Consider the following 23,149-nt stretch of genomic DNA (forward strand, 5'->3'; position numbering starts at 1 on the left):
AAATGATAGTTATCAGTCCATGCCAAATGTGAAGCAAACCCATACTCTGTAGACAAATCGACAGGAGGTGTATATCATTGCATTGTCCAAGAAAGCATTGCAGAGGTAAAATTGTTTTTCACCACCATAGAAATAAGAAACACCGCGTCATTAAAAAGATCGTAAAGGTAAACTGTCCTCCACCGAAAATTAAAGTAAATGCTCCGGCCGGTCCTCAAGGTCCTGCAGGAGCACAAGGTCTCCCGGGACCACAAGGTCTTCCTGGAGCACAAGGCATTCCAGGACTACAGGGTGCTACCGGTCCTCAAGGTCCTGCAGGAGCACAAGGCCCTGCCGGTCCTCAAGGTCCTGCCGGTCCAGCCGGGGGCATCGCATCGTTTGCATTCTTGTGCAGCACGGTCGATCAAACCGTAGCCGCAGCCCCTACTCCCGGTGGCCAAGGCGGCGCCGTCACTTTTAATAACTCCGTCATTAACGGAACGGCCACTTCTTTTACCAGCCCTTCCACCGTCAATATCCTGGAAACCGGTTTCTATAACATCAGCTGGGAAGTATTCCCGACTCCCGGAAACAGCGCATTCGGCCTGTTCTTCGATCCGGATGCCGCCGGACCGCTGCCTGCCACGCTGGTTCCTTGCAGTAATTATGGCTCCGGTGCGGGCAATAACCCTTATCAAGGTCAAGTCGTAGCACGATTAACCGCGGGAGGCATCTTGACTCTGAACCGAACCGATAATATGGGTACCCAAACACTTCAGGGTAGCATAGGCGGCGGAACGCCTACGACTAGCGCTTCGATCGTCATTGAAAAATTGGCGTCGGCCTAAACAACCTAGCGGCGGCTCCAAGATTATTAGTAATATATGCGCAAGAAATCGCTTTGCTACTAGCATAGCGATTTCTTGGCGTTTGTTGCATATTTGATCATCGGTTTTCAATCAAGATCCAAATCAGCTTTGCTGAGTTTCTTGTTTTGATAGAATGTGCTTCACGCCCCACTCGCTGATCTGATCCAGAAATTCAATCATAGACCGTCCCGCCGAAGTCAGCGCATATTCCACTCTGGGCCGGGGCTCCGGGTATGATTTCCGTTCAATAATGCTGTCACGCTCCAGCTCACGGAGCTGTTCCGTCAGTACCTTCTTGGAGATGGACGGTAAATGGCGCTGCAATGCGCTGTAACGCACGGGCTGGTCGTTTTTGTACAAATACCGGTATATCGGTATCTTCCATCTCCCGCTTAGACTGGATATGACCACCTCGACCGGACACTCATTCAGCTGCACAGGCATTGGACTCCCTCCCTATTTTTTTCCAACATTATACACCAAGCTGCGTGCGCATGCCTGGATACAAAAAAGTGCCTTATTGTTCCCGGCATGGACCCAGTTCTATAATGGCTCGTGAGGGGGGAAGCGAACATGAAAATCGGGATTTTGGGATCCGGAAATGTAGGTAAAGCGTTAGCTAAAGGTTTAGCGGTGTCGGGCCATCGCGTTGTCGTGAGCAGCCGGGAACCTGATCATCCGAAACACGCATCTTGGAAAAAAGAGAGCGGTAGTTCGGTCGGAATGGTCACTTTTGACGAAGCCGCCCGGTTTGGAGAGACGATGATTCTGGCGCTTCCCTGGAATGGTTTGAAAGACGTGCTGGAATCCATCGACCCTGCCTGTTTAAAAAATAAAACCGTCATCGACGTCAGCAATGCCGTATCCTTTGACGGCGGGCCGCGTTTGCTCCATAACGAAACATCTGCAGGGGAAATCGTCCAACAGCTGCTGCCTGACAGTTCTATCGTTAAAACACTAAATATCGTCAGCGATCAAATCATGGTTCACCCGCATTTTAGCGAAGGCTCACCGGTCATGTTTATATCCGGCAACAACTTGGAGTCCAAGGAGCAAGTCAGGACTCTGTTGAAAGACCTCGGCTGGTCAACGATTATTGATCTGGGGGATATCAGCCGAAGCCGCCTTCAGGAATCCATCATGCTTGCCTGCGTCATCAGCGAAATGCAGCTGCCATCACCGAGTGCGGCTTTTGCCTTGTTAACACGTGGATAAATCCGTCATCGATCCGTTCGGAAACATGGTGGAAAGTTCGGAGCATCCAGGTAAAACAACAGGATATGTCGTTTATCACTTGACTCCAATACTGGACAGCACGCGCATTGGAACGAACTCGAGCCGCTGTCCAGTCAGCATCAATATATCCTGTGCTTCTCTATATCTTCTGCAATTCAAGCCATTCTTCCATCTTGGGGATGGATTCTGCATAATGCTTAATAGCACCCAGGGTTATGGAGACCTGCTCTGTTCCGGTCTTCTGTTCTTCTTCATCCGTACATTCGATCCACAAAGACCGTTTCAGACTATATTCCAGCCATTCCAGTTTGGACAATAACCCACCAGCCAGAATCAGCCTCCAATCGGATGAAATGCGCCCCTGAGCTGTTTTATATCCTTGTATAAAAGCTGAAAACTTCTCCTTCTGTATCTCACCCTTCTCACTTTCGGACCAATAAACCGCAGTTTCCAGTAAGTCCAGCGACGAATTTTTATAACCGGCGGATTCCCAGTCAATCAGTATCGGTTCATGACCTGACCACAGTACGTTTTTCGGGTCCAAGTCCCCATGCGTAATCACCCATTCAGAAGAAAGCCCGTTCACCGATTCGATGGCGGCTTCATTCCACCGATGTAAATGTTCCATGCTTTCGAGCAGCTGACCGGTCCACTCGGCATGGTTTTCTTGTCCTTTCTCCAAATAGAAGCTCCAATCCGTTAGAGCAGAATTGGAGAATCGCGGAGTTTCGATGCCTAGAGCAGAAAAGTCGATCCGATGCAGCTTTGCTAGAATGTCACCCATTTTTTCGCAATGAGTCGTGTCTATTTCACCATGCTTCAGGCTGTTTTCGCTGGTCCAATCACAAACAAGATAATACCTGTCCTCTAATCGCTGCAGCGACTCCCCGTCAAACTTCTTTGCGGGAAGCGCAGGAATGAATTTTGCCGCGTAATTCGCAATCCGCTCAGACAAGATGTAGTTGTTCACTGCAGTTGGTCTGGTCATAATCTGCGGATTTAATGCCTTTACGGCATATTTGCCTGTCGCAGTTTCCACCGCGTACATTTTGTGAAGCAGCCCACCGGTAACCGGTACAGGGTCCGATTGCAATTCGCCTAACTTCAACGCATGGCACAATTTATGAAATTCGGAGATACTCGATTTCTCATGCATGCTTGCACAGCTCCTTTTGGGGGTATTCGGAAACTATAAAACAGATGGGTTCATCCCGTTAATGAGTTCAGCGTCCTCAAAACTTAATTTCCTGTAATTCCACATGGGCTCCCTCCGTCGGCTCGCATTCATACTTGAATTTTACCATAAGCTTCAGGTATGGAATGGCTATAACCAAACTGTCCCGCTTTCAGGGAGTTCAAACCTGATCCTTGCGAATCCGGATTTAAATCAAACAGCTGTGACCCGGATAAATCATAATAAAAAAACAATAAGCTCCGATTGGCCTGTTGAACCCGGTATCCAATCGGAGCTTTGTCATTTCAATTATTCCGCTTGTTAAATTTATCTTCCCGCTCAGTCTAAACGCCGGGCGACATGAAGAACAGCGCCCCAATGGCGGCGGACCGACGAGTCCGGACGGCTGTTCAGGCGAACCCGGATTTCGCTGAAGAGCTTCTCACGCTTCCATTCCTCCATAAGAATGTGGTCGGAGAACGTTTTTAGAAGGTTAATGTATTCTTCCGCATGATAGATGCGTTCCCAGTCGAACTGCCGAACATGAACGACCTCAAACAGGCCGCTTTGCCCGATCTCTTCCCGCTGCTCCTGCAGTTCCCCCGGCTTTGGCCAGTCGGTGTTTTTCGGTTTGCCCTCGCCCAGTTCATCGTATACGTCTTGGATTTCACGGAAGAACAGATCCCCGTTGTCCGGAAAAACGTGAGTGGCGTTCCAAAAAGCCAAATGTCCGCCGGGACGCAGGACCTGCCATGCCTTGGAATACCGAACCTTCGGATCAATCCAGTTCCACGCGGTGGCGGCAAATACCAAATCGAACCTTTTCCCGGCCTCGGGCTGCCACTCCTCGAAGCCTCCCGTTATAATTTCGGCATCCATTCCGGTGAGGTTGCGGCGGGCTGCTTCCGCAAGATCCGCTCCAAGCTCCACACATGTCATGTTGAATCCTCGTTTGGCTAACGGGAGGGTTGCCTTTCCTGTCGCACAACCGATTTCCAGCAAACGATCTCCCGGATGCAAATCTGCCGCCTGGACCAGATCGTCCAGCAATGCTTCCGGGTAATCCGGCCGCGCCTGCTGGTACAGGTCTGCCGCCTGCTCAAAGGTTTGACGCAATGTTTTATAATCATGTCTAGCGTGCATGATTGCCTCCTTAATACGCTGCTTCTGTCACTTTTTACTTTCGAAATCATTGAGCTCGTTCAAAGCTTTCTCTATTCGCCGCTGTCTGGTTTCCGGTGTCTTGGCATCCTGAATGCTCAGAACAAGGCGCCGTCGATTACTATAAGACATGCTCTCAAAAGCGGCCTTCGCCACCCCGTTATGCGACAATGCGGACAAGAAATCATCCGGCACGGCTAGTTCACGCGGTTCCGTATCCAGCTCCAACTGAACCTCCAGTTTGTCGCCGGCGGCAACCTTTGCTTTCTTCCGATGCTCCGTGCTGACCGGAATCAAAAATCGTCCGCCCATTACTCCAATCGTAGTTCGGTACGCGTACCCCCGGATCGTAACACGAACCGCAGGCTTTTTTCCAGAGCCTAAGCTTCTGATTACTTCCTCCGGCACCTCAATTCCTGTTGCGGTCTTTCCGTGCAGCTGCAGGTCGGCAGTAAATGTTACCATATCGCAACCTCCTCAATATTTTTTTACCCCTTCAAGTAGTCGACCAATACAGGTACCAATGCGGCCGGTTTCACGATATGCGTTTGACCGGGAAGCACTTGATGGGTTGCATTCGGCAAAACCTGTGCAAGCTCCTTCATGGAATTTCGCATCCATTCCGGGCTCTTGCCGCCAACGGCAACAAGCGTGGGGACAGAGACGCTCGACCATTTTTTCAACGTCTCCTTACTCCCTTTCTGCTGCCCGATCGTCAGTATGGTGTCATAAGGAAGCGTATGGGCGACCGACTTAAGCTTGGACCAGGCAGGCATCATCGGCATCATGGCCACGACCGGGGCCGGCAGTCCGACTCCTTTTCTCATAAACAGCTTGACTGCTGCACCCCGGCGATTGGCTCTAATCAGTTCATCCATTTGTGCAGCGTACTCATCCGGCACAGCTTCACGGCTACCGTCCGTAACAAAAGGCGCTTCGTATAACGCCAGTTTTTTTATCGACGAAAGCTGATTTGCCGCTTCAAGGGCAAGCGCTGCCCCCGAGGATACGCCGTATACAAATACATCCTCTCCTGCTTCTTCAATCACAGCAGAAAGGTCCTCAATCTCGCGATCCACTCCATAAATAGCATGATCTCCACTTTCGCCACGCCCTCTACGGTCATAGGTATACACGGTAAAATCCTGCTGCAATGCAGCTGCCAAGGCACTGCTCGGGCCATTCCCCCGGCTGCACAGCGCACCATCGACCAGCAGGAGCGGCGGGCCGCTTCCAACCTTGTCGTAAGCAATGCTCGTGCCGTCTTTCGAAGTGACCGTTCTCATAAGGCAAAGCCTCCTTGCTTCGTTTTTTGTCCTCTACCAATACAACGAACGCGGCTCACCATAATCGACAAATACACGATCTTTTATGGATTTTTTTCTATAAATTTTTACCAAACCGATTATGACTCGTTCAACGAAACGAACTATTGTTCCGTATATAATGCCAGGTTCTCCAAAGTGGACCTTAAACCGACGTCGTGATCTTCTTTGCGGATCCCTGCCGGTACGTTCTCGCATACGATCGTAACCACCGTGCCTTTCGGGTCGGCTGCTAATGTCCATGTCATGATCATCTCTCCGGCAAAATGAGGATCATCTGACTCGAATACAACAGCCTGTACAATACGCTCGTCCGGGACGAGCTCCAGGAACGTTCCTTCGACGACGTCTGTATCGTCAGAGGTTTTCCCTTGCATTGTGCCGTCGTTCTCTAAATAAGCCAGCGACATCCGGTAAGTTCCGCCCGCCACGGGGTTGAACTCGAAAATCCGGCCTTTCATCCCCTCCGGAGGAAGCCACATTACTAAAGCCTTAGGGTCCACGAACGCATTATAAATCGTTTGCGGTGATGCTTGGATCGTCCTCGAGGCAGTGTCGATTCTCTTGTTACTCGAATGATTGGTCATGGGTATCCAACCTCCAATTTCACAAAAATGGATCTATCAGCCCACATGTTTTGCTAACGTCATCGTAGCACAACTATCAGGTTGTTATTTCTTGCGAATTGCTTTTACCCCGTCCAGCTAAAAAAGCAATCGGACACCCGACAGCCGTTAAAAGATGGGCTGACTCCAAGCTATTAAAATCCTCTTCTCGCATCAATCCATATTATGGTATAGTAAAAACTAGTAATCTAGGTCTATGGAACCAGAAGAATCGCTGAAGACCTAGATATTTTGATGGAACCGGCTTTCAATTACCGCAGCCGGATCGATACAAGAATGCTGGGGGGAGCAGGGTGTATTGTCATCAGTGCGGGGCAAAGTGTGCTCCGGAACAGAAAATATGCGGAAAGTGCGGAGCAAGATTATTGACGGAAGAAGTACGGCAGGCCGTTCTTGAGGTAGCCGCAGGCACTGAGGCCATCCGGCTGCCTCAAGCTGCGGCAGGCAAGCCGGGAGATGATCAGCGCCCGGCACAGGCGGCCGTCACCAAGGGGGAAAGCGGCCGGGTATTCCAGTGGATCATCCCTATTATGCTTGCCGGAGTGGTTGCCCTGGGTCTTACACTCTATTACAAGTATGAGCAGTCCGTAAACCAGGAAGTGACGGCGCTTCAGCAGCAAGCCAAGAAAGAGGCGTTGGCCGGAAGGTATTCGGAGGCGGTCCAGCTGCTGGAACGGGCCGAAGAACAACGGCCGCGCTTCGCCGCACTGACCCGGGACCGGGAGCTTGCGGCCAAGGCCGCTCAGCTAAAAAATCAACTCGACGGTGCTTCGGCACAGCTTAAGGCCAAGAAGCTGGATGAAGGGGAAAAAGCGCTGAAGCAAATCGCGGAAATGATCGGCAAGCGGCAGGAGCCGCTGTTCGCGCCGCTTCAGAAATCGCTGGCGGCGGATCAGGTCATGCTGACGGTGCTTCGCATCAAAGGCCAGCTGGACAAGCTGACCACAGTTGATGCGCTGGCCGACAAGCTCGATACGGTCCGCGGCCTCAGCGGCCAGGAAGCGGCGGCCGTCAAAGCGCAGATTATTAACAAAATCGCCGGAATCAGTTATTCGTCAGCCGAAGAGAAGCTGCGGAAAAAGGATTTTGCCGGAGCGCTGGAAGCGGTGGACAACGGGCTGTCCTACGCTGCGGACAATCCGAAGCTGACGTCGTACCGGAAGCAGATTTCGGAAGCGAAGCGGGAGTTTGAGGAGGCTGAAGCGAAGCGTATTCAGCTGGCCCAGCAGAAGGCCGCCGAAGAAGAATTGAACAACCGGACCGCGGCCGTTGATGTATCCGGCGTTACGGCCGTGCTGGACGATTACGGCGATCTGACCATTTCCGGGACGGTCACGAACACCGCGACCCGCCCGATCTATTCGGTCAGCGTTTACCTCCATATTTACAGCAGCTTCTCCGGTGCCTACATAGGCGATGCTTATGCCAACGTTTCCCCGTTCAGACTGGAACCAGGGGAATCAGGGAGCTTCTCGACATCTTACTATGGGGTCTACGAACAAGCGGAAGTCTCGGTTGATAACGCATCCTGGTATTTGGAATAGGGGGCAGGGAATATGAGTAAAGGCATTTGGATCAGCGCACTGGCCTCCCTGATCATCCTCGGCTTGGGAGGCGGCGGGACGTATTTCATTCACAGGACGGCCGAGAACGAACTTGGTGGGGCGCCGCTGCTCGCGGTGCAAACGGCAGCCAAGACAACCACTGCAGCAGCGGTGCCAAAGGAGAAAAAGACGCGCAAGGAGATTATCGAGAACAGCCAGAAACGGGTCGTCACGATCGAAAGCGGAGACGGACTCGGCTCCGGATTTCTGTATAACGATCAAGGTGACCTGTTAACCAACGCCCATGTCGTAACCGGGTCACAGCAGGTAACGGTGCGGACGCTGAATCACGAAGAATATAAAGGAACTGTCATCGGGATCGGAACCGATACGGATGTTGCGGTCGTTCGCGTGCCTGAACTTAAGAAGCTCGCCCCGCTTCCCGTAGCCGAAGGCTACAAGGCGGAGGTCGGGGACGAAATCCTCGCGCTCGGCAGCCCTTTGGGTCTGGAAAATACGGTAACGACGGGGATTATCAGCGGACTCGGCCGCAGCTTCGATATTGATCCGTACACCTACAGCAATCTGTACCAAATCTCTGCGCCGATTACCCACGGCAACAGCGGCGGACCGCTGGTCAATGCAGAAACGGGTGAAGTGCTGGGTATCAACTCGGCGGCTGTGTCCGAGGAACCGGGAATCGGGTTCAGCATTCCGATCTCCAGCATTCTTCAGCAGGCCAGGGAATGGTCCAAGACCCCGATGACCGAGCTTCCGGCTGGGGACGGCGGAGATGAGTACGGTACGGACAGCGACGGAACGGTCGCGGACGAGCGGGACATTGTCGCTTTCTTCTATCAAAGCCTGAATAACGGCGATTACGTCACGGCGTATTCCCTGCTCGGCAGCGAATGGCAGAGCGGGATCAGTTACGAGGATTTCCGGGCGGGATATTTGAATACCGGTGATATAACGCTAGGCTCCTTGACGCTTGAAGAGCAGGACGACGGCGCATTGGTCAGCGTGGATATTACGGCTGAGGAGCGGCGTAAGAGCGGCACCGTCTATCAAGGTTACCGGATGAGCTATTCGGTCGGATATGAGAACGGAGAATTGAAAATATTGCACGGCAAAGGGAAGAAGCTTTAAGTTTCTCCTCCCTGGAACAGCTCCTGTCCCTTGTGGATAGGGGCTTATTATTTACGGGAATCGCCGGTCGAAAGCTCCATCTCTTCCTTGTGGCCTTTCCACTCGACGGTAACTTGAATGGTTGAGTCCTCCAGCGGAATAGCGCCGTTGCCTCCGGATCCGCTAACGATGTCTCTGTTCCCTGACAATTTTTGTTCCCCGCTCCCACCCATCGTTGTGCCGGTGAATTTATATTTCACTCTCCCCACGTTAGCCGGGTCTTTCCCTTTGTACCGGATTTGGAACCGCTCCATATGATCTTCTCGATTCATTTTGGTAATTGTATAGCTTGCAGACCAGGTTTTACTTTCGCCAGTAAATTGAATCACGGAAGGATGACTTAGACATCCGGATAACATCGCAAGAGTAATGACCCATAAGCCAATGAGCACCTTCTTCATTGAAATCCCTCCCCGCCATTCTAATGAAGTATATAAATAGAACGCGGTAAAATCGGAGTAGTTGGCGTAAACCTTCAATTAAACTGAAAAAGGCTAATGCATGAAAAACCGATGCCGCAAGGCATCGGGTTTTTTTTCGGAAAGGCAAGTGTATCCACTTACTCGTCCCAATGCGAGTGAAGAACCAAATCACAGAAGTTCGGACGTTTGTATCCTGGCAGCAGCCGTTCGCATACATCCGATTTGATGTTGCCGAATGTCGTTTCCGGCTTATGCTTGAAGCCTTCCAGAAAAGCGTTCAGAATCTTGCTTTTAAACTGGTTCCGCGGGAAAGCCGTTACAATTTGCTCACGAATCTCCGGCGTAATCACATCAAAATTTTCTCCCATGACATCATAACCGACACCTGAATAAATCAGCGCAACTTCCGGCTCCTTATACTGCGCAATGCCGATCGTCGTGTGCAGGGCGACGGCATCCCAGACGCGCCGGATCGACTCTTCCGGAACCTGATGCGATTCCAAAAACTTTCTTGCCGCATTGGCCCCGTCAACCTCAAACCGCTTGTCAGGACTGCTGAAATGATTGATTAATCCCAAATCATGGAACAAAGCACTAATATACAGCAGCTCGGCATCATACGTTATTCCAGTCTGCTCCCCCTGTACGGCACCAAACAGATATACCCGATGAGAATGGTTCCACAGCAAATCATCCCCATGATCCCGGAGCAGCTCGGCAGCCTGTCTGGCTAATGCGCTGTCCGGGATTTTTACATGACCGATCAATAAGGACATTGTCATACACCTCGCAAAAAAGGATTGTGTTGTTGATGCCCTTATTGTAAAATGCAGTATACGATAGATCAATGTTATGATTTCTATAATAATAATAGATAAACCACATCATTCGGACGCTCATAGCATTCAAACACTCATCATGCCATCCTACACCTCGGGAGGAAACGAATCATGGAGATACGGCAATTGGAATATTTCCAAGCGATTTGCGAGGAGCTCCACTTCACGCGGGCCGCAGATAAATTAAATGTGACCCAGCCTACGCTGAGCCATCAGATCAAGTCGCTTGAAGACGAAATCGGCACCCCTCTTTTTGACCGAATCGGGAAGAAAATCGCGTTGACCGAGGCGGGGAAGATCCTGAAGTCGCATACGGCTGTCATTTTCAACGCCCTCCAAAGCGCAAAGGACCAAATGAACGAGCTGCAAAGCGGAGATCGCGGAACGCTCGCCATCGGCTCTCCCCCCGGGGAGTTAAATCATTTGGTGTCCTCGCTTCTAGTCGATTTCAACCAGAAATATCCGAACGTTACGGTCAAAATCGTTGAATCCGGAAACGTTACGGAGAAGGTACTGAATAATGAACTCGATGCGGCCGTGACCATTCTGCCCGTCGACGATGACCGGCTGGACAAAATCCCTTTATACTTCGAACAGTTTTATTTAACCGTCTCCTCCAGCCATGAGCTTGCCCAGCGAAAAGAGATTGGCTTTACCGAAGTGGACCGGCTGCCGCTGATCCTGCTTCCCGAGAACCACAAGTGCCGCCAGCTAGTGGACGCGACCTGCCGCATGACCGGCAAACAGATGAGCCCCTTCGTCGAAACCAATTCCATCAGCACCATCTTCAATTTGGTTAAATCGGGTGCCGGCGTCAGCATCTTATCCAAATCGCTGATCGATCTGAACCGTGACGGTGCGATATCCGCAATCCCTATCGTCAATCCCACCTTATACCGGCAGATCGTCATCATTATGAATAAGGATAAATTTTTGAGCCACGCGGCCCGGGCGTTTATTTCCCTTCTTCAGCAATTTGTGGAAAATAACAAGTTAGGCAATCCGGTCCCCCATGCGGTGTTGGAGAGCTAGAGCCCGCTCGTGATCGCGCTAATCTTTTTCCGTCCAACACGAAAACTGCCGCATTTGAACGGTACCCCCAATGGTTCGACATCGGCTAACCGTTGGAGGTGCACTTCAACTTCGCGGCAGTTCGTTGTTAGGTTTACCCTTTGACCGAACCGATCATCATCCCTTTCACAAAGAAACGCTGCAGGAAGGGATAGAGTGCCAGTACCGGAACGCTGGCGACCATGATGAGAGCATACTTGATGAGTTCCGCGTACCGCTGGGCTTCCACGATCGTTTCCGGGTCCACGACGGCATCGGTTCCGTGGGCCGACATCTGGCTGGAAATCAGGATGCTGCGCAGGATTAACTGCAGGGGATACAGATCCGCATCGTGCAGATAAATCAGCGCGCTGAAAAAGGAGTTCCACTGGGATACCGCGGTAAACAGCGCCATGACCGCAATGATGGGCGCCGACAGCGGAATGACCATGCTGAAGAAGAAGCGGAAGGTCGAGCAGCCGTCGACCTTGGCCGATTCCAGCATTTCTTCCGGCAGCGTATTTTGGAAAAACGTCCGCACCACGATGACGTAATACGCCGATGCGGCTGTGGGCACAAACAGCGCCCAGATCGTGTCGACCATGCCCAAATTTTTGACCACCATATAGGTTGGGATCATGCCCCCGCTGAAAAACATCGTAAAGACGATCAGCACCATAAACACATTCCGCCCGTCCAGCTCCTTGCGCGACAGGGCGTAGCCGCCCGGGATCATGATCGCTAAGCTTAAAGCGACGTCCATCACCGTGTACAGGAACGTATTCGCATAACCTCTCCATACGTCGTGGTTCTGCAGAATGATGCGGTAGCCTTCCAGCGTAAACCCTTTGGGCCAAAGGCTGACGTTCCCGGAATTGACGGCTGTCGGTTCGCTGAACGAGGAAATGACGATGAAATACAAAGGATACAGGACAATCAGCAGAATAACGGACAGTATCGTATAGTTGCACAGGTCAAACACTTTGTCGGCACGGGAACGGGCAATCCTTGCGGTATGGTCGAATGCATCCGTTTTAGCCATGAGCGCTCCCTCCTAGAACAAGCTTTGCTGCTTCAATTTTTTGGCGAGCTGGTTCATCGTCAGCAGCAGGGTAAAATTGATGAGGTTGTCGAACAGGCCGATCGCCGCCGAGTAGCTGTACTGCGCGCCGACCAAGCCGGTCTTGTACACATAGGTTTGAATCACTTCCGACGAATCGATATTCAAGGAGTTCTGCATCAGCAGCACTTTCGAGAAGCCCAGGGAAGCAAAGTGCCCCATTTTGAGAATGAGCATGATCATAATGACAGGCATGATCGTAGGCACGTCGATATGGCGCACCCTTTGGAATTTATTGGCCCCGTCCATAATCGCAGCTTCATGAAGCTGCGGATCGACGGACGTCAGGGCGGCCAAATAGATGATCGCGCTCCAGCCCGTCGTTTGCCAAATCTCCGAGATGACGTACATCGGTTTGAACCAGGCCGCTTCGCCGAAAAAATTGATCCGTTCCCCGCCGAAGAGGTCGATCCAATGGTTGATCATCCCTGTCCGCGGATTCAAGAAAATGTACAGCATGCCGACCAATACGACGGTCGAAATAAAGTGCGGGGCGTAAGTAATGGTCTGAACCCATTTCTTGAAGCGGAGCCGGGCGACCTGATTCAGCATGAGCGCGAACACGACCGCGATCGGGAAGGCAAAGACCAGGTCGTACAGATTGATCAGCAGCGTATTTTTGAGCGTATTCCAGAATTGATAGGACCGGAAGAAGCGCTCGAAATGCTCGAACCCCACCCAGGGGCTCCCCCAAATCCCGTCTATGGCGCGAAAATTTTTAAAAGCGATCTGAAGACCGTACATGGGCGCGTACTGAAATATCGCGAAATGCAGCAAAAGCGGCAGCAGCAGCACGTAGAGCTGCCAGTTGCGGATGACCCGCTGCCACAGCGAAGCGGCCCTCGGTTTCGCGGGCTTCTCCAGCTGCGCGAGCGCCGTCCTTTCGATTTTGGTGTTCATCGTTATCAACCGTCCTTTACGTTACGCGGGGCCGGAAACCAGCTCGCTAACGGATGTTGGGGGCAGTTTTCTATTTGGCCAGGTTCGCTTTATTCGTATCGTAACCGTCCTGGTACACCTTCGTATAATCGCTCAGCCCCATTTTGTTCAGCGTCTCCAGGTACGTATTCCACTCTTCGTCGATGCCGCCTTTGGCGATCCATTGGGCTTCCATTTTATCCGTGTACGTTTTAATATCCGTCTGATACTGCTCGATGCTCTTGTACTGCGCGTCCGTGAACATAATATTCGGGTACACCCATGGCTTCATGTAAGGAACCAGAGCTTCGTACCACTCGTCAAAATCGGGATCCAGCTGCCCGGGCTCCGCTTTCGGCAGAATCTGCTTGTCGCGCATTTCCTGCGAGAAGCCGTAGACGAAGTCATTGTAAGGCGTCTCTTTGACCTTCCATTCGCCGGCCGTATAGTTGTCCGGATTCGGGATGGTGTCATACGTGCCGTCAGCCAGCTTCTTCAGACGGTTCGGGCCTTCGCGAAGCTTCATGGACATTTCCGGCTCGTAAGCCCGGTCGACCCATCTCATCGTCGCCTCGGGGTACGGGTTGACCTTCGTGATGACGAACATGCCCGGGGTCATCTGCAAATTGTTGCGCGGGGTGATCTGGGAGCCGTCCGGCCCGGCGAGCGGGATCATCGGCGAACCGTAATCCCACCGGTAGTCCGCATTGGTGATCTGGTCGGCGCTCCAGGCGAAGAATGCTCCAACAGACGCTTTTTTGCCGGAGGATACTTTGGCGATCAGCTGGGTGGAGTTTTGCGTCATGCTGTCCGGATCGATCAGCCCTTTTTCATACAGCGAGTGCAGGTACTTGACCGTATTTTTGAACTCTTCCGTCGCTCTGACGAATACCACCTTGTCATCCTGCACGATAAAGGTTTCGTCGATCGTATTGAAGGATCCGAACAGGTAGCCGAACCCATACTGCGAGTCGCCGAAGACGCCGGTCAGCGGAATTTCGTTATTCGGATTGCCGTCTCCGTCCATGTCCATCGTTTTGAATGCCTCGAGTGCCTTCGTGAGCTCCTCCGTCGTCCTCGGCATTTCCAAGCCGGCCTTCTTCAGCCATTCCTTGTTCACCCACAGCGTATTGCCGTCGGCATGCTTATACTCCGACATGTTGGCCATCGGCAGGGAGTATATATGCCCATCCGGAGCTGTGATCGCCTGCCGTACTTCCGGGTATTTGTTCAGAAAATCCGTCAAATTCGGCGCGTATTTCCCGATGAGTTCCTCCAGCGGAATAAACATGCCGTCTGCGCCTCCCGTCACGACCTGCGAGCTGCTGAGCTCCAGCAGCACGTCGGGAAGATCGCCGCTGGCGATAATCAGGTTGCGCTTTGTCGCCCAATCGGTGCCCGGGCTGAGGTTCCACTTAATCTGAACATTGGTCCCTTCGTTGATTTCCTTAATCGTCTCAAGCTCATTCCAATTCGTTCCCGTTCGTTCATCGTAAGTACCGGCAATGGTCAGGGATATCGGCTTATCGACAATCGGCAGCCCCGTCTCATGGAAGCCCGCGGACGCGCCCTTCGAATCGCCGCCCCCGGAACAGCCCGCCAGCAGCAGGATGGCGCTTAACACGGCCGCCATGGAACCTGCACGTTTGTTACGCATGTTCACGATCGTATTCCTCCTCAAGGCTTGTTTTGACATGAACAACATGTTGGAAAGCTTTCACCCACATGTTAGCAACCTCCGCTCGGATGAGTCCATGCACGCTCTTTTACTGTACATGTATTTTGTTTCAGCCAAGTCAGGGCCTTGTTGGCGGAACGTCAAGTTTTGGAGAAGCATCCCGAATGTTGTCACCTCTCCTTCCCACCCCTGAAACAAAGTGCATCCCCAATGAAGGATTACTGCATGTTCATGCATCTTTGCCCCTCGTATAATGAAAACCAATTCACGCTTCTTAAGCGGTGCACGGCTTAGTGGGCTGTGTCCATCCGCGGAGATTCAATGAGAAAGTAGGGGTTATATGGAAAGCCAATTGCAACGCGAAGTTATCAGAACACAGGTGCTTGTCCTTGGGGGCGGGGCCGGGGGCGTCGGGGCAGCCATTGCAGCCGCACGGGAGGGAGCGCAGACCATGATTGTGGACCGGCAGGGCTTCCTGGGCGGAAACATGACGATCGGACTGCCTTTGCTGGCCTTCCTGGATGCCCAGGGACGCCAGGTTACCCGCGGCCTGCCGCAGGAAATCGTCGACCGTTTGACCCTGCTTGGCGGTTCCTTCGGACACCGGGAATGCCCGCTGCACAATTCGACGACCGTCATTGATCCCAGCTTGATGAAAATCGTCATTTTTGAAAAAATCAAACAGTATGGGGTACAGCCCCTGCTGCACTGCGAAATCATCGGAACAAACGTGGAGGATGGTGAGCTGAAATCCGTTCTCTTAAAGGGAAAAGGCAGGGAAATCGAGGTCTTCGCCGATGTCTTCATCGATGCGACCGGGGACGGCGACGTCGCTTATATGGCGGGCGCCTCGTTTGAGAAAGGGCAATACGCGAACGGGGAAACTCAGCCGCCTACCCTTATGTTTACCGTCGGCGGCTTTGATCTCGAACGGTTTATGGATTTCCTCGGGGAGCATCCGGAGGAGCTCCGGCACGGATCTTCGATGAAGATCCGCCCCGGCTATACGGCGGAGTTTCTGCGGGCCAGCGAAAATCACGTGTTCGTCGGCTTGAAAAATACGGTTTCCAGGCTCAGGCAGGAAGGCAAATGCCCGATCAGCCGCGATACGATCATCTATATCAATCTGCCTAGGGAGGGGTACATTGCCCTGAACTGCATCCGCATCCTGAATTTTGATGGGACAAAGGTCGAGGAGCTAAGCCGGGGCGAGATCGAATCGCATCTGCAGATCCTTCCCCTGATCGACATGCTGCGCGAGCACATCCCGGGGTTTGAGCACATCTATTTGTCCTCGATTGCCCCGTTTCTGGGCATCCGTGAAACGAGGCGGATCATAGGCAAGCAGATGATCCGCGAAGAGGCGGCCGTAAACGGCGTCATTCCGGATGACACGATCGCGCTCGGCTCGTATATTATCGACATTCACAGCGGTTCAGGCGACTCGACCGTTATCCGGTCGCTGGCCGGCCCCTATGGCATCACGTACGGGGCAACGATCGCCAAGGACGTGAAACGGCTGATGCTCAGCGGCCGCTGCATCAGCGTCGACCCCGTCGTCTTCGGCTCTTCCCGGGTCATGCCTACCTGCATGGCCGTCGGCGAAGGCGTGGGCATCGGCGCCGCTCTGGCTGTGAAGCAGCAAATCCCGCCGGAGGATGTCGATGTCCGGATCATCCGGCAAAAGCTCAGGGAGCATGGCGCCATCCTTTCGCTGGAAGACGTTGGCGAGGCAAACGGGACGACAAGTTAATGATGTAGTGAGCTTATATCCACACAGGAGGCGATTACGTTGCAGGAGGCACAATTGACTTTTTTTGGCGGAGTAGGCAAATCAGGAGGCGTGCAGGTTCTGTACGGCAAAGGAAAACAGGGGCTGTTGTTCGACTTTGGCGTCGAGCACAGCAGTCTGCTGTTTCCGACCCAAGTAACGCTGTTTGAGCCGGTGAATGCGACACCCGGGCGCGAGCTGCGCCAGTTTTTGCTGGGCGGCATGACCGCCCCGCTGCCGGAGCTGTACGATGCTCAGCAGATGGAAGGCCTGGATTGGGCCGCGGTTCGGCGGGTCTGGGAAAACCGGGAATTTCCGGACTACGACCGGATTCACCTCTATATTGGACATATGCATACGGACCATATGGCGCTGCTTCCCTTTGCCCATCCGGATCTCCCCGTATATATGAGCCATGATTCGTATTCCTTGTTCCGCGGCATGGTGGCGGGCCGGCACAGCAAGGATACCGGGGCCAAGATAACAACCTGTGACGACCTGACCGTGGTCGATTTCGGAGAGTTCACGATGCAGGTCGTCGAGATGGATCACAATGCGACCGGCGCATCCGGCATCATCATCGATGACGGCACCCATAGAATTGCGTATACGGGGGACTGGCGCCGGCAGGGCAAGCATCCGGATAAGATCGACCGTTTCATCCGGCTGTGCCACAGCAAACCGATCGACGTGCTCATTACGGAAGGGACGCGCCTTACATCCGACCCCTCCACCGTTCCGCTGCAGATCACGGAGGAGGCGCTGCTTGCCTCGTTCGCGGAGATCGTTCGCGAAGCGGAAGGGCTGGTGTATCTGCAGATGTCGCCGCGGGATTTAGAGCGGATGGCCGACATGATCGCGATCGCCGCAGACCAAGGAAAAAGCATCGTGATGGAGGCGTCGCTTGCCGCCGTCTGGCATACGGCGAACCGGGAAGGCTTGCAGGTGCTCCATGGACATCCGGCGCTTGACGTTCCCGTTCAAGTCATCGATACTACCATGGCTGATGGCATTGAGGTGCCGTACCCTGCCGTCTCTTTGGAAGAAGTCGCCGAGCGCAAGCCAGAAATAGTGTATTTCTTCAAATTTCCGGACCTTGCGCATATGATTGAATTGGAGACGCTGGGAGGCCCGCAGGGTCAATCGCATTTTATTCAGTCGGACTACAGCGTCAAAATCGAGCATGCTGCCGTATCCAAGTTTCTGAACGCCTACGCGATTACCGGCCATTCCCTGTCCAATGGCGGACACGCCCATCCCGAGGCGCTCGCCAGCCTGATCGGCAGCATTGCGCCGAAAACCGTCATTACGCTGCACAGCCGGTTCCCGGTATCGCAGGACACCCGGGGCGTAAAGCCGTATTTTCCGGTAAAAGGGGAAACGGTGCCGGTCTCTTCCATTCTGGAAGCCGCGGCAAGCGGCGTAAACCGCTAAGTGTTAGATTCATTCCTGGTAGGGCTGGGTTACAATCGGAGAAAAGCTTAGGAGGACAAATCGGGTGACATCAATTACGTTTGTCAGGCATGGAATAACCGATCATAATATCGAGAACAGGGCGCAGGGGCATACGCAAAATCCGCTGAACGAAACCGGAAGAATGCAGGCTGCGCTCGTAGCCAAGCGGCTGGCCGGGGAGCATTGGGATCTGTTTATCTCAAGCGACCTGCGGCGCGCCCGGGAGACGGCCGACATCATCGCGGCCGAAATCAAGAAGCCGGTCGATTTCTACGACGTGCGCCTGCGCGAGATGGACCGCGGCAAGATCGCCGATACGACCGAAGCGGAAAGGGTCCAGCGCTGGGGAGCCCGTTGGCACGAGCTGGACATGGAGCAGGAAACGGATGAGATGATGCGGGCCCGCGGCCGAAGCTTTGTGGAAGAGATGGCCGCCAGATTTCCGGGACAAAAAATTCTCGCCGTCACGCACGGCTATTTTCTGGGGCAAACCTTAAAAGAACTGATGCAGGATGAGTCGACGGGCGTCAAGCTGCGCAATACTTCCGTTACGACCATCGTTCTGAATGACACTGCCTGGACCTATTCGCTCTACGACTGCATCAAGCATTTGGAAGTGACCGAGAGCTAGCAGACCGGGACGCGGACAGCGGGGCGCCTGTCATCACCGGCATGCGAAATCGACCGGACGCCTGCGCCTTGCTCTGTCTTCCCCCACAAAGGACACCAGAGACCGTTACAGCCGGTTCAGCTCGCGGTATTTGGATGGGCTCATGCCCATATTTTTGGAGAACACCCGGCTTAGATACAAGCCGTTCTCATATCCGCAGCAGGTGGCAATCTGGTCCAGCGTCATATCGGTATCCAGCAGCAGCTCGGCCACTTTACTGATGCGCAAAGACCGGACAAAGTCCGAAGGAGCGATCCGGAACGACTTCCGGAACCGGCGCGTAAACTGGACGGGACTGAGGTTCAGCGAATCCGACAGCTCCCTCATGCTGAACGGGGTGTACGCGTTCTGGTAGATCCATTCGGCCGCACGGTTCATCAGCACATCGTCCGAGTCGGCCAGCAGCTGCTGCTCATCATGAAGATGCTCTCTTTCCCACACCTCGCAGGCGAGCTGCCAGATGTCGTTCATGATCATGTCCTTGCGCAGCACATGCCGCGGTTCTGTCGCTAAATGCAGCTTTCGCAAATAGGCAAAATTGGAAACGAGGCGTTTGTTGTCAAGCGGGCGCGACAAAAACGTCGGCAGCGACGGGACGGGCCCCGTCCGCTCCTCCCCCACCATTTCAAAGCCGATGTAGTGAAGCGCAAGCGGAGACACCATCTCCCGTTCAAAGGTGAACCCCGGCGGGCAGTACACCAGGTCTCCGGCCCCCGCCTCCCCTCGTTCCTCCCCGATCCGGTAATAAAATTTGCCCGATTCCACGGCAAACAGCACCCAGACGGAGTAACAATCCACATCCATTTCAAACCTTTCCTTACGCTCGAAATATGCATGAGAAACCAGATGCAGCGTTTGATTCCACAAGGTTGTTGTCGTCATCTATGCATCGTTCCTTTGGCCTGGAAGATAGTTTCATTGTAAATGGATTGCAGCGGGGCGTTCAATCTTTATTTTGGCCCGATAACGACCGGGACCAATATGATGGGCAGGGGGCTAACGCATGGGCTTCTGCACAGTCACCCTTTTGCCCCTGGGCGTATGCTGTAGGTAAAAGGAGGGCTGTTCATGCCGCTTTTGCTGCAGTATACGGACATCGAAAATGAAGAGCTTCCTCTGGAAGCCTGGAAGAAAGACGCCTGCCGGCGGTTTGCGGCCAAGATGACGGACCGGGAAGCCCGGTTCCCCTGCATTCCGGCCACACGGGCGTTTGCACTTGGTCATCTCCGTTTCGGTTTTGCGCCCAGTCCTTGGGATGGTTCGGCAGGGCCGGAGCTCGCAGAGATCATTGCCGAGTATGGCAGAGCTTCGCGTGCTTTCGGGGATTACTCCTCCCTGGTTGTTTTTTTCGAGGCGGAGGAGAACGTTAGAGAGGTTCTGGCGTATGAAAATGCATTCTGGAACTTACTGAACCAGGTCAGCCGTTTGGATCGTACGCCGTGGCCGGAGGACATTCCGGAAGACCCGGAACAGGCGCTGTGGGAGTTCTGTTACGATGGTGAGCGGTATTTCGTCTACTGCGGCACCCCGGCACATACGTCCCGTCAGAGCCGAAGCTTCCCCTATTTCATGCTGGCTTTGACGCCGCGCTGGGTGCTGGACCAGTGGAACGCCTATCCTGAAAAAGCGGCTGAGATCGCTCCCCGGATCCGTGCACGCCTTGCCGCATACGACACCGCGCCGGCCCATCCGGAATTAAAGCCTTACGGATCGCAGGGGAATCTTGAATACAAGCAGTATTTTCTGCGGGATGACGACACCTCGCCGGCCGGCTGCCCCTTCCATCGGGCAATAACGGAGCGGGCAGGGAAGTAGAACGGTTTGGCTCTCGATCAAGCAGCAGCTGCCCGTGCGGGCGGCCCTGCTGCTTTTTTAATGCCGCATGCCGTCTTAATGCACTCCTTCTTAACGTCATACCAGGCATTTGAGCTCCCGGCTTACTTCTCCGATGATCTCCCGGACTCCCTCCTCAATCCGTTCCGGCTGCGCCCTAGCAATGCTGATTCTTAAAAACTTCTCCTGCTCCCTATAGTCCGATAAATAGAACCGCTTGCTCGAAACGACGAGAATCTTCTTTGCGGCAAGCCGCTCAACGAGGCGTTCCAGATTGGCCTTTTTCGGCAGCTTGAACGGAACATACAATCCCGAGGACACAGGGGGGATATCGATCAGGCCTGAACCGTTATGCCGCAAAACCGCCTTATTCAGTTCGCGGATCCGGTCAGCATATTGGCTGCGTATCTTTCGCTTGTGCCGCTCATACATACCGCTTTTGATGTAGACTTCAAGCGCTGCCTGGGACAGCTGCGAGGTGTCGGCATATCTTTTGTATTCGCAGAACGCCTTCATCAGCTTCTCCGGCAGCACGGCGGCCCCGAGCCGCAGCCCCGGGAATATTATTTTTGAGAAACTTTTCAAATATATGACGTGTGACATGCCGCTGTAGGCATAAATGGGATCTGTTCCCGGCTCTTCTCCCAGATCGGCCATGTAATCGTCCTCCACGACATAAACGTCGTATTTGCCGGCCAGCCGGGCAATCGCCTTTCTTTCTTCCCGGCTGAATGAAGTCCCTAGCGGGCTGTGATACCTGGACATGGTGTAGAAGAATTTGATCCCGCCGTGTTTGAACTTCTCCTCCAATTGCTGCAAATCAATTCCCGCGGTCGTCCGGGAAATTCCGCATACCGGGATGCCCTCCGCCTCAAGATACCGTAAAAAGAGGTCGTAACTGGGCTGTTCGACCAAGATGATGGACTTCCCATTCGGGAACGGCATTTTTGCTAATATTTCGAGCGCTTGGTTCGCACCCGCCGAAACGATGATCCTCTCCTTTTGGGCAAACACCTGGTCTTCCGCAAAATGGGAAACGAGCGTATGGCGGAGCCTCTTCAGTCCTTCGGCTTCGCCGCAGGTGAACAGATGGCTCTTGTACGTGTCCAAGGCCTGGTTCAAGGCGTGCCGAAAATCCAAATACGGAAACAGCGACGGATCGGGCGATGCCGAGGCGAAATCGATCTGCCAGCCCTCCGCAGCGTCGGGCCCTTTGCCGGGTTTCTCCACAACGTAGTAGCCGCTTTGGGAGATGGAGTAAATCATGTGACGGCTCTCCAGCTCCGTGTATGCCCGTGTAACCGTGCTGACGCTGCAGCCATACATCTTCGCCGCATTGCGGACGGAAGGCAGCTTTTGACCCGACTCGAACTGCCCTTCGCTGATTTTACGTTCGATATCGGCAAGGATATCCAAATATTTTTTCATTTTGTTTCCTCACTCTAATAGCGTTATGTATAGAAGACGGCGCAACTGTTACGGTACACTTTGCTGAAAATGCGGTTGTTCCAGACCGCCCGTTGCCATAACATGGCGGTATAAAGGATGCAAGTTCGCGAACAAGATCCTGACTACAGATTAAGGGAGTTGACCCGTTCATGTCATCAACTGTTCAATCCGATTTTCTTACCGTCATCCATGAGCGCCATTCCGTGCGATATTTCGATCCCTCACACATGATCAGTGAACAAGAAATCAAGCAGCTGCTGGAGCTTGCGGGCAGCGCTCCTTCGTCCTGGAATCTGCAGCATTGGAAGTTCGTCGCCTTTACCGACATGGATGCCAAACACAAGCTCCTTCACGCTGCGAACGGCCAACGGCAGGTCGTCGATGCATCCGTGACCGTCGCTGTGCTCGGCGACCTCGAGGCTAACCGGAATGCCGCAGCGGTCTATGGACCTGTTATGGAAGGCGGGCCTGAAGATGCTTACGCTGGCTATGCTTCATCCCGAATCCTGTTTGATCAAATCGATAAGGCCTATGCAGTGGACGCCTCCTCACCCTACCGGCGCGACGAAGCGATTCGCAACGCTTCACTGGCAGCCATGCAGCTGATGCTCGCCGCCAAAGCGATGGGTCTGGACTCCGGCCCGATGGTCGGCTTCGACGCCGACGCATTCGTCAAAACCTTTCACGTTCCGCCGCGTTATATTCCGGTCCTGCTCGTCGCGATAGGGAAAGCCGTCAAGCCAGCCAGGCCGACCAAGCGCTTCCCGGTGGAGCAAACGATCGTCTGGAACGGATTTGATCCTGACAACGCCTGATACTGTAAGGCAGCCCAATCATACCAC

Annotated in this window: 23 protein-coding genes; 10 read left to right on the top strand and 13 right to left on the bottom strand. The window is 53.4% G+C overall.

Annotated elements, in window-relative coordinates; all coding sequences use genetic code 11:
• Positions 1-386 precede the first annotated feature (386 nt).
• The gene (locus MKY74_RS30780) at positions 387-827 is read left to right on the top strand and encodes a hypothetical protein (RefSeq protein ID WP_244169365.1); all 441 of its coding nucleotides are present in this window, start codon (positions 387-389) and stop codon (positions 825-827) included.
• A 123-nt stretch (positions 828-950) separates the two neighbouring features.
• On the opposite strand, the gene MKY74_RS30785 is transcribed toward MKY74_RS30780, so the two are convergent.
• On the bottom strand, positions 951-1,292 hold the full coding sequence (locus tag MKY74_RS30785) for a winged helix-turn-helix transcriptional regulator (RefSeq protein ID WP_076173529.1): 342 nt from the start codon (positions 1,290-1,292) through the stop codon (positions 951-953).
• Between the two features lie 129 nt (positions 1,293-1,421).
• Between MKY74_RS30785 and MKY74_RS30790 the strand changes: the two genes are divergently transcribed.
• Positions 1,422-2,063, top strand: a complete 642-nt coding sequence (locus tag MKY74_RS30790; RefSeq protein WP_076173528.1) for an NADPH-dependent F420 reductase — start codon at positions 1,422-1,424, stop codon at positions 2,061-2,063.
• Positions 2,064-2,223: 160 nt separating this feature from the next.
• Here MKY74_RS30790 and MKY74_RS30795 read toward each other — a convergent pair whose 3' ends face one another.
• From MKY74_RS30795 to MKY74_RS30815, 5 genes are all read right to left on the bottom strand, one after another.
• Positions 2,224-3,240, bottom strand: a complete 1,017-nt coding sequence (locus tag MKY74_RS30795) for a phosphotransferase (protein ID WP_076173527.1) — start codon at positions 3,238-3,240, stop codon at positions 2,224-2,226.
• 357 nt (positions 3,241-3,597) lie between these two features.
• A complete protein-coding gene (locus tag MKY74_RS30800; protein WP_076173526.1) occupies positions 3,598-4,401 on the bottom strand; it encodes a class I SAM-dependent methyltransferase in 804 nt (267 codons plus the stop codon).
• Between the two features lie 27 nt (positions 4,402-4,428).
• Positions 4,429-4,884 (bottom strand): YdeI/OmpD-associated family protein, encoded by a 456-nt coding sequence (locus MKY74_RS30805; RefSeq protein WP_076173525.1) that lies wholly within the window; start codon positions 4,882-4,884, stop codon positions 4,429-4,431.
• A gap of 23 nt (positions 4,885-4,907) precedes the next feature.
• Positions 4,908-5,705: an alpha/beta fold hydrolase gene (locus tag MKY74_RS30810; RefSeq protein WP_076173524.1), complete on the bottom strand. Its 798-nt coding sequence runs from the start codon at positions 5,703-5,705 to the stop codon at positions 4,908-4,910.
• Between the two features lie 143 nt (positions 5,706-5,848).
• A complete protein-coding gene (locus MKY74_RS30815) occupies positions 5,849-6,331 on the bottom strand; it encodes an SRPBCC family protein (RefSeq protein ID WP_076173523.1) in 483 nt (160 codons plus the stop codon).
• Positions 6,332-6,735: 404 nt separating this feature from the next.
• Between MKY74_RS30815 and MKY74_RS30820 the strand changes: the two genes are divergently transcribed.
• Both MKY74_RS30820 and MKY74_RS30825 read left to right on the top strand, forming a co-directional pair.
• Positions 6,736-7,914: an FxLYD domain-containing protein gene (locus tag MKY74_RS30820; protein ID WP_076173522.1), complete on the top strand. Its 1,179-nt coding sequence runs from the start codon at positions 6,736-6,738 to the stop codon at positions 7,912-7,914.
• A gap of 12 nt (positions 7,915-7,926) precedes the next feature.
• Entirely contained in the window at positions 7,927-9,063 is a 1,137-nt protein-coding gene (locus MKY74_RS30825; protein ID WP_076173521.1) for a S1C family serine protease, read from the top strand.
• 47 nt (positions 9,064-9,110) lie between these two features.
• Here the strand turns inward: MKY74_RS30825 and MKY74_RS30830 are convergent, their stop codons facing one another.
• Together MKY74_RS30830 and MKY74_RS30835 are read right to left on the bottom strand one after the other, a co-directional pair.
• Positions 9,111-9,503 (bottom strand): hypothetical protein, encoded by a 393-nt coding sequence (locus MKY74_RS30830; protein ID WP_076173520.1) that lies wholly within the window; start codon positions 9,501-9,503, stop codon positions 9,111-9,113.
• A gap of 158 nt (positions 9,504-9,661) precedes the next feature.
• Positions 9,662-10,300 (bottom strand): HD domain-containing protein, encoded by a 639-nt coding sequence (locus tag MKY74_RS30835; RefSeq protein ID WP_076173519.1) that lies wholly within the window; start codon positions 10,298-10,300, stop codon positions 9,662-9,664.
• Positions 10,301-10,474: 174 nt separating this feature from the next.
• On the opposite strand from MKY74_RS30835, the gene MKY74_RS30840 reads away from it, so the two are divergent.
• A complete protein-coding gene (locus MKY74_RS30840; RefSeq protein WP_076173518.1) occupies positions 10,475-11,395 on the top strand; it encodes a LysR family transcriptional regulator in 921 nt (306 codons plus the stop codon).
• Positions 11,396-11,528: 133 nt separating this feature from the next.
• On the opposite strand, the gene MKY74_RS30845 is transcribed toward MKY74_RS30840, so the two are convergent.
• The 3 genes from MKY74_RS30845 to MKY74_RS30855 all read right to left on the bottom strand — a co-directional run bounded on the left by MKY74_RS30845 (position 11,529) and on the right by MKY74_RS30855 (position 15,108).
• Positions 11,529-12,455: a carbohydrate ABC transporter permease gene (locus tag MKY74_RS30845; protein WP_076173517.1), complete on the bottom strand. Its 927-nt coding sequence runs from the start codon at positions 12,453-12,455 to the stop codon at positions 11,529-11,531.
• 12 nt (positions 12,456-12,467) lie between these two features.
• Positions 12,468-13,433: an ABC transporter permease gene (locus MKY74_RS30850; RefSeq protein ID WP_076173516.1), complete on the bottom strand. Its 966-nt coding sequence runs from the start codon at positions 13,431-13,433 to the stop codon at positions 12,468-12,470.
• 70 nt (positions 13,434-13,503) lie between these two features.
• Entirely contained in the window at positions 13,504-15,108 is a 1,605-nt protein-coding gene (locus tag MKY74_RS30855) for an extracellular solute-binding protein (protein WP_244169373.1), read from the bottom strand.
• Between the two features lie 361 nt (positions 15,109-15,469).
• On the opposite strand from MKY74_RS30855, the gene MKY74_RS30860 reads away from it, so the two are divergent.
• The 3 genes from MKY74_RS30860 to MKY74_RS30870 all read left to right on the top strand — a co-directional run bounded on the left by MKY74_RS30860 (position 15,470) and on the right by MKY74_RS30870 (position 18,986).
• A complete protein-coding gene (locus MKY74_RS30860; protein WP_341013644.1) occupies positions 15,470-16,882 on the top strand; it encodes an FAD-dependent oxidoreductase in 1,413 nt (470 codons plus the stop codon).
• 39 nt (positions 16,883-16,921) lie between these two features.
• Positions 16,922-18,334 carry a hypothetical protein gene (locus tag MKY74_RS30865; RefSeq protein ID WP_076177048.1) on the top strand — a complete coding sequence of 471 codons (1,413 nt, stop codon included), beginning with the start codon at positions 16,922-16,924 and terminating at the stop codon, positions 18,332-18,334.
• Positions 18,335-18,398: 64 nt separating this feature from the next.
• Positions 18,399-18,986 (top strand): histidine phosphatase family protein, encoded by a 588-nt coding sequence (locus MKY74_RS30870; RefSeq protein ID WP_076177049.1) that lies wholly within the window; start codon positions 18,399-18,401, stop codon positions 18,984-18,986.
• A 105-nt stretch (positions 18,987-19,091) separates the two neighbouring features.
• Here MKY74_RS30870 and MKY74_RS30875 read toward each other — a convergent pair whose 3' ends face one another.
• Positions 19,092-19,907, bottom strand: coding sequence for an AraC family transcriptional regulator (locus MKY74_RS30875; RefSeq protein ID WP_076177050.1), 816 nt, complete (start codon positions 19,905-19,907; stop codon positions 19,092-19,094).
• A 186-nt stretch (positions 19,908-20,093) separates the two neighbouring features.
• On the opposite strand from MKY74_RS30875, the gene MKY74_RS30880 reads away from it, so the two are divergent.
• Entirely contained in the window at positions 20,094-20,840 is a 747-nt protein-coding gene (locus tag MKY74_RS30880; RefSeq protein ID WP_076177051.1) for a YqcI/YcgG family protein, read from the top strand.
• 96 nt (positions 20,841-20,936) lie between these two features.
• Here the strand turns inward: MKY74_RS30880 and MKY74_RS30885 are convergent, their stop codons facing one another.
• Positions 20,937-22,286, bottom strand: a complete 1,350-nt coding sequence (locus MKY74_RS30885) for an aminotransferase-like domain-containing protein (protein WP_076177052.1) — start codon at positions 22,284-22,286, stop codon at positions 20,937-20,939.
• 170 nt (positions 22,287-22,456) lie between these two features.
• On the opposite strand from MKY74_RS30885, the gene MKY74_RS30890 reads away from it, so the two are divergent.
• Positions 22,457-23,122, top strand: coding sequence for a nitroreductase family protein (locus tag MKY74_RS30890; RefSeq protein WP_076177053.1), 666 nt, complete (start codon positions 22,457-22,459; stop codon positions 23,120-23,122).
• Positions 23,123-23,149 lie beyond the last annotated feature (27 nt).

The sequence above is a fragment of the Paenibacillus sp. FSL R5-0378 genome (assembly GCF_038009285.1).
GTDB classification, from domain to species: domain Bacteria; phylum Bacillota; class Bacilli; order Paenibacillales; family Paenibacillaceae; genus Paenibacillus_AQ; species Paenibacillus_AQ favisporus.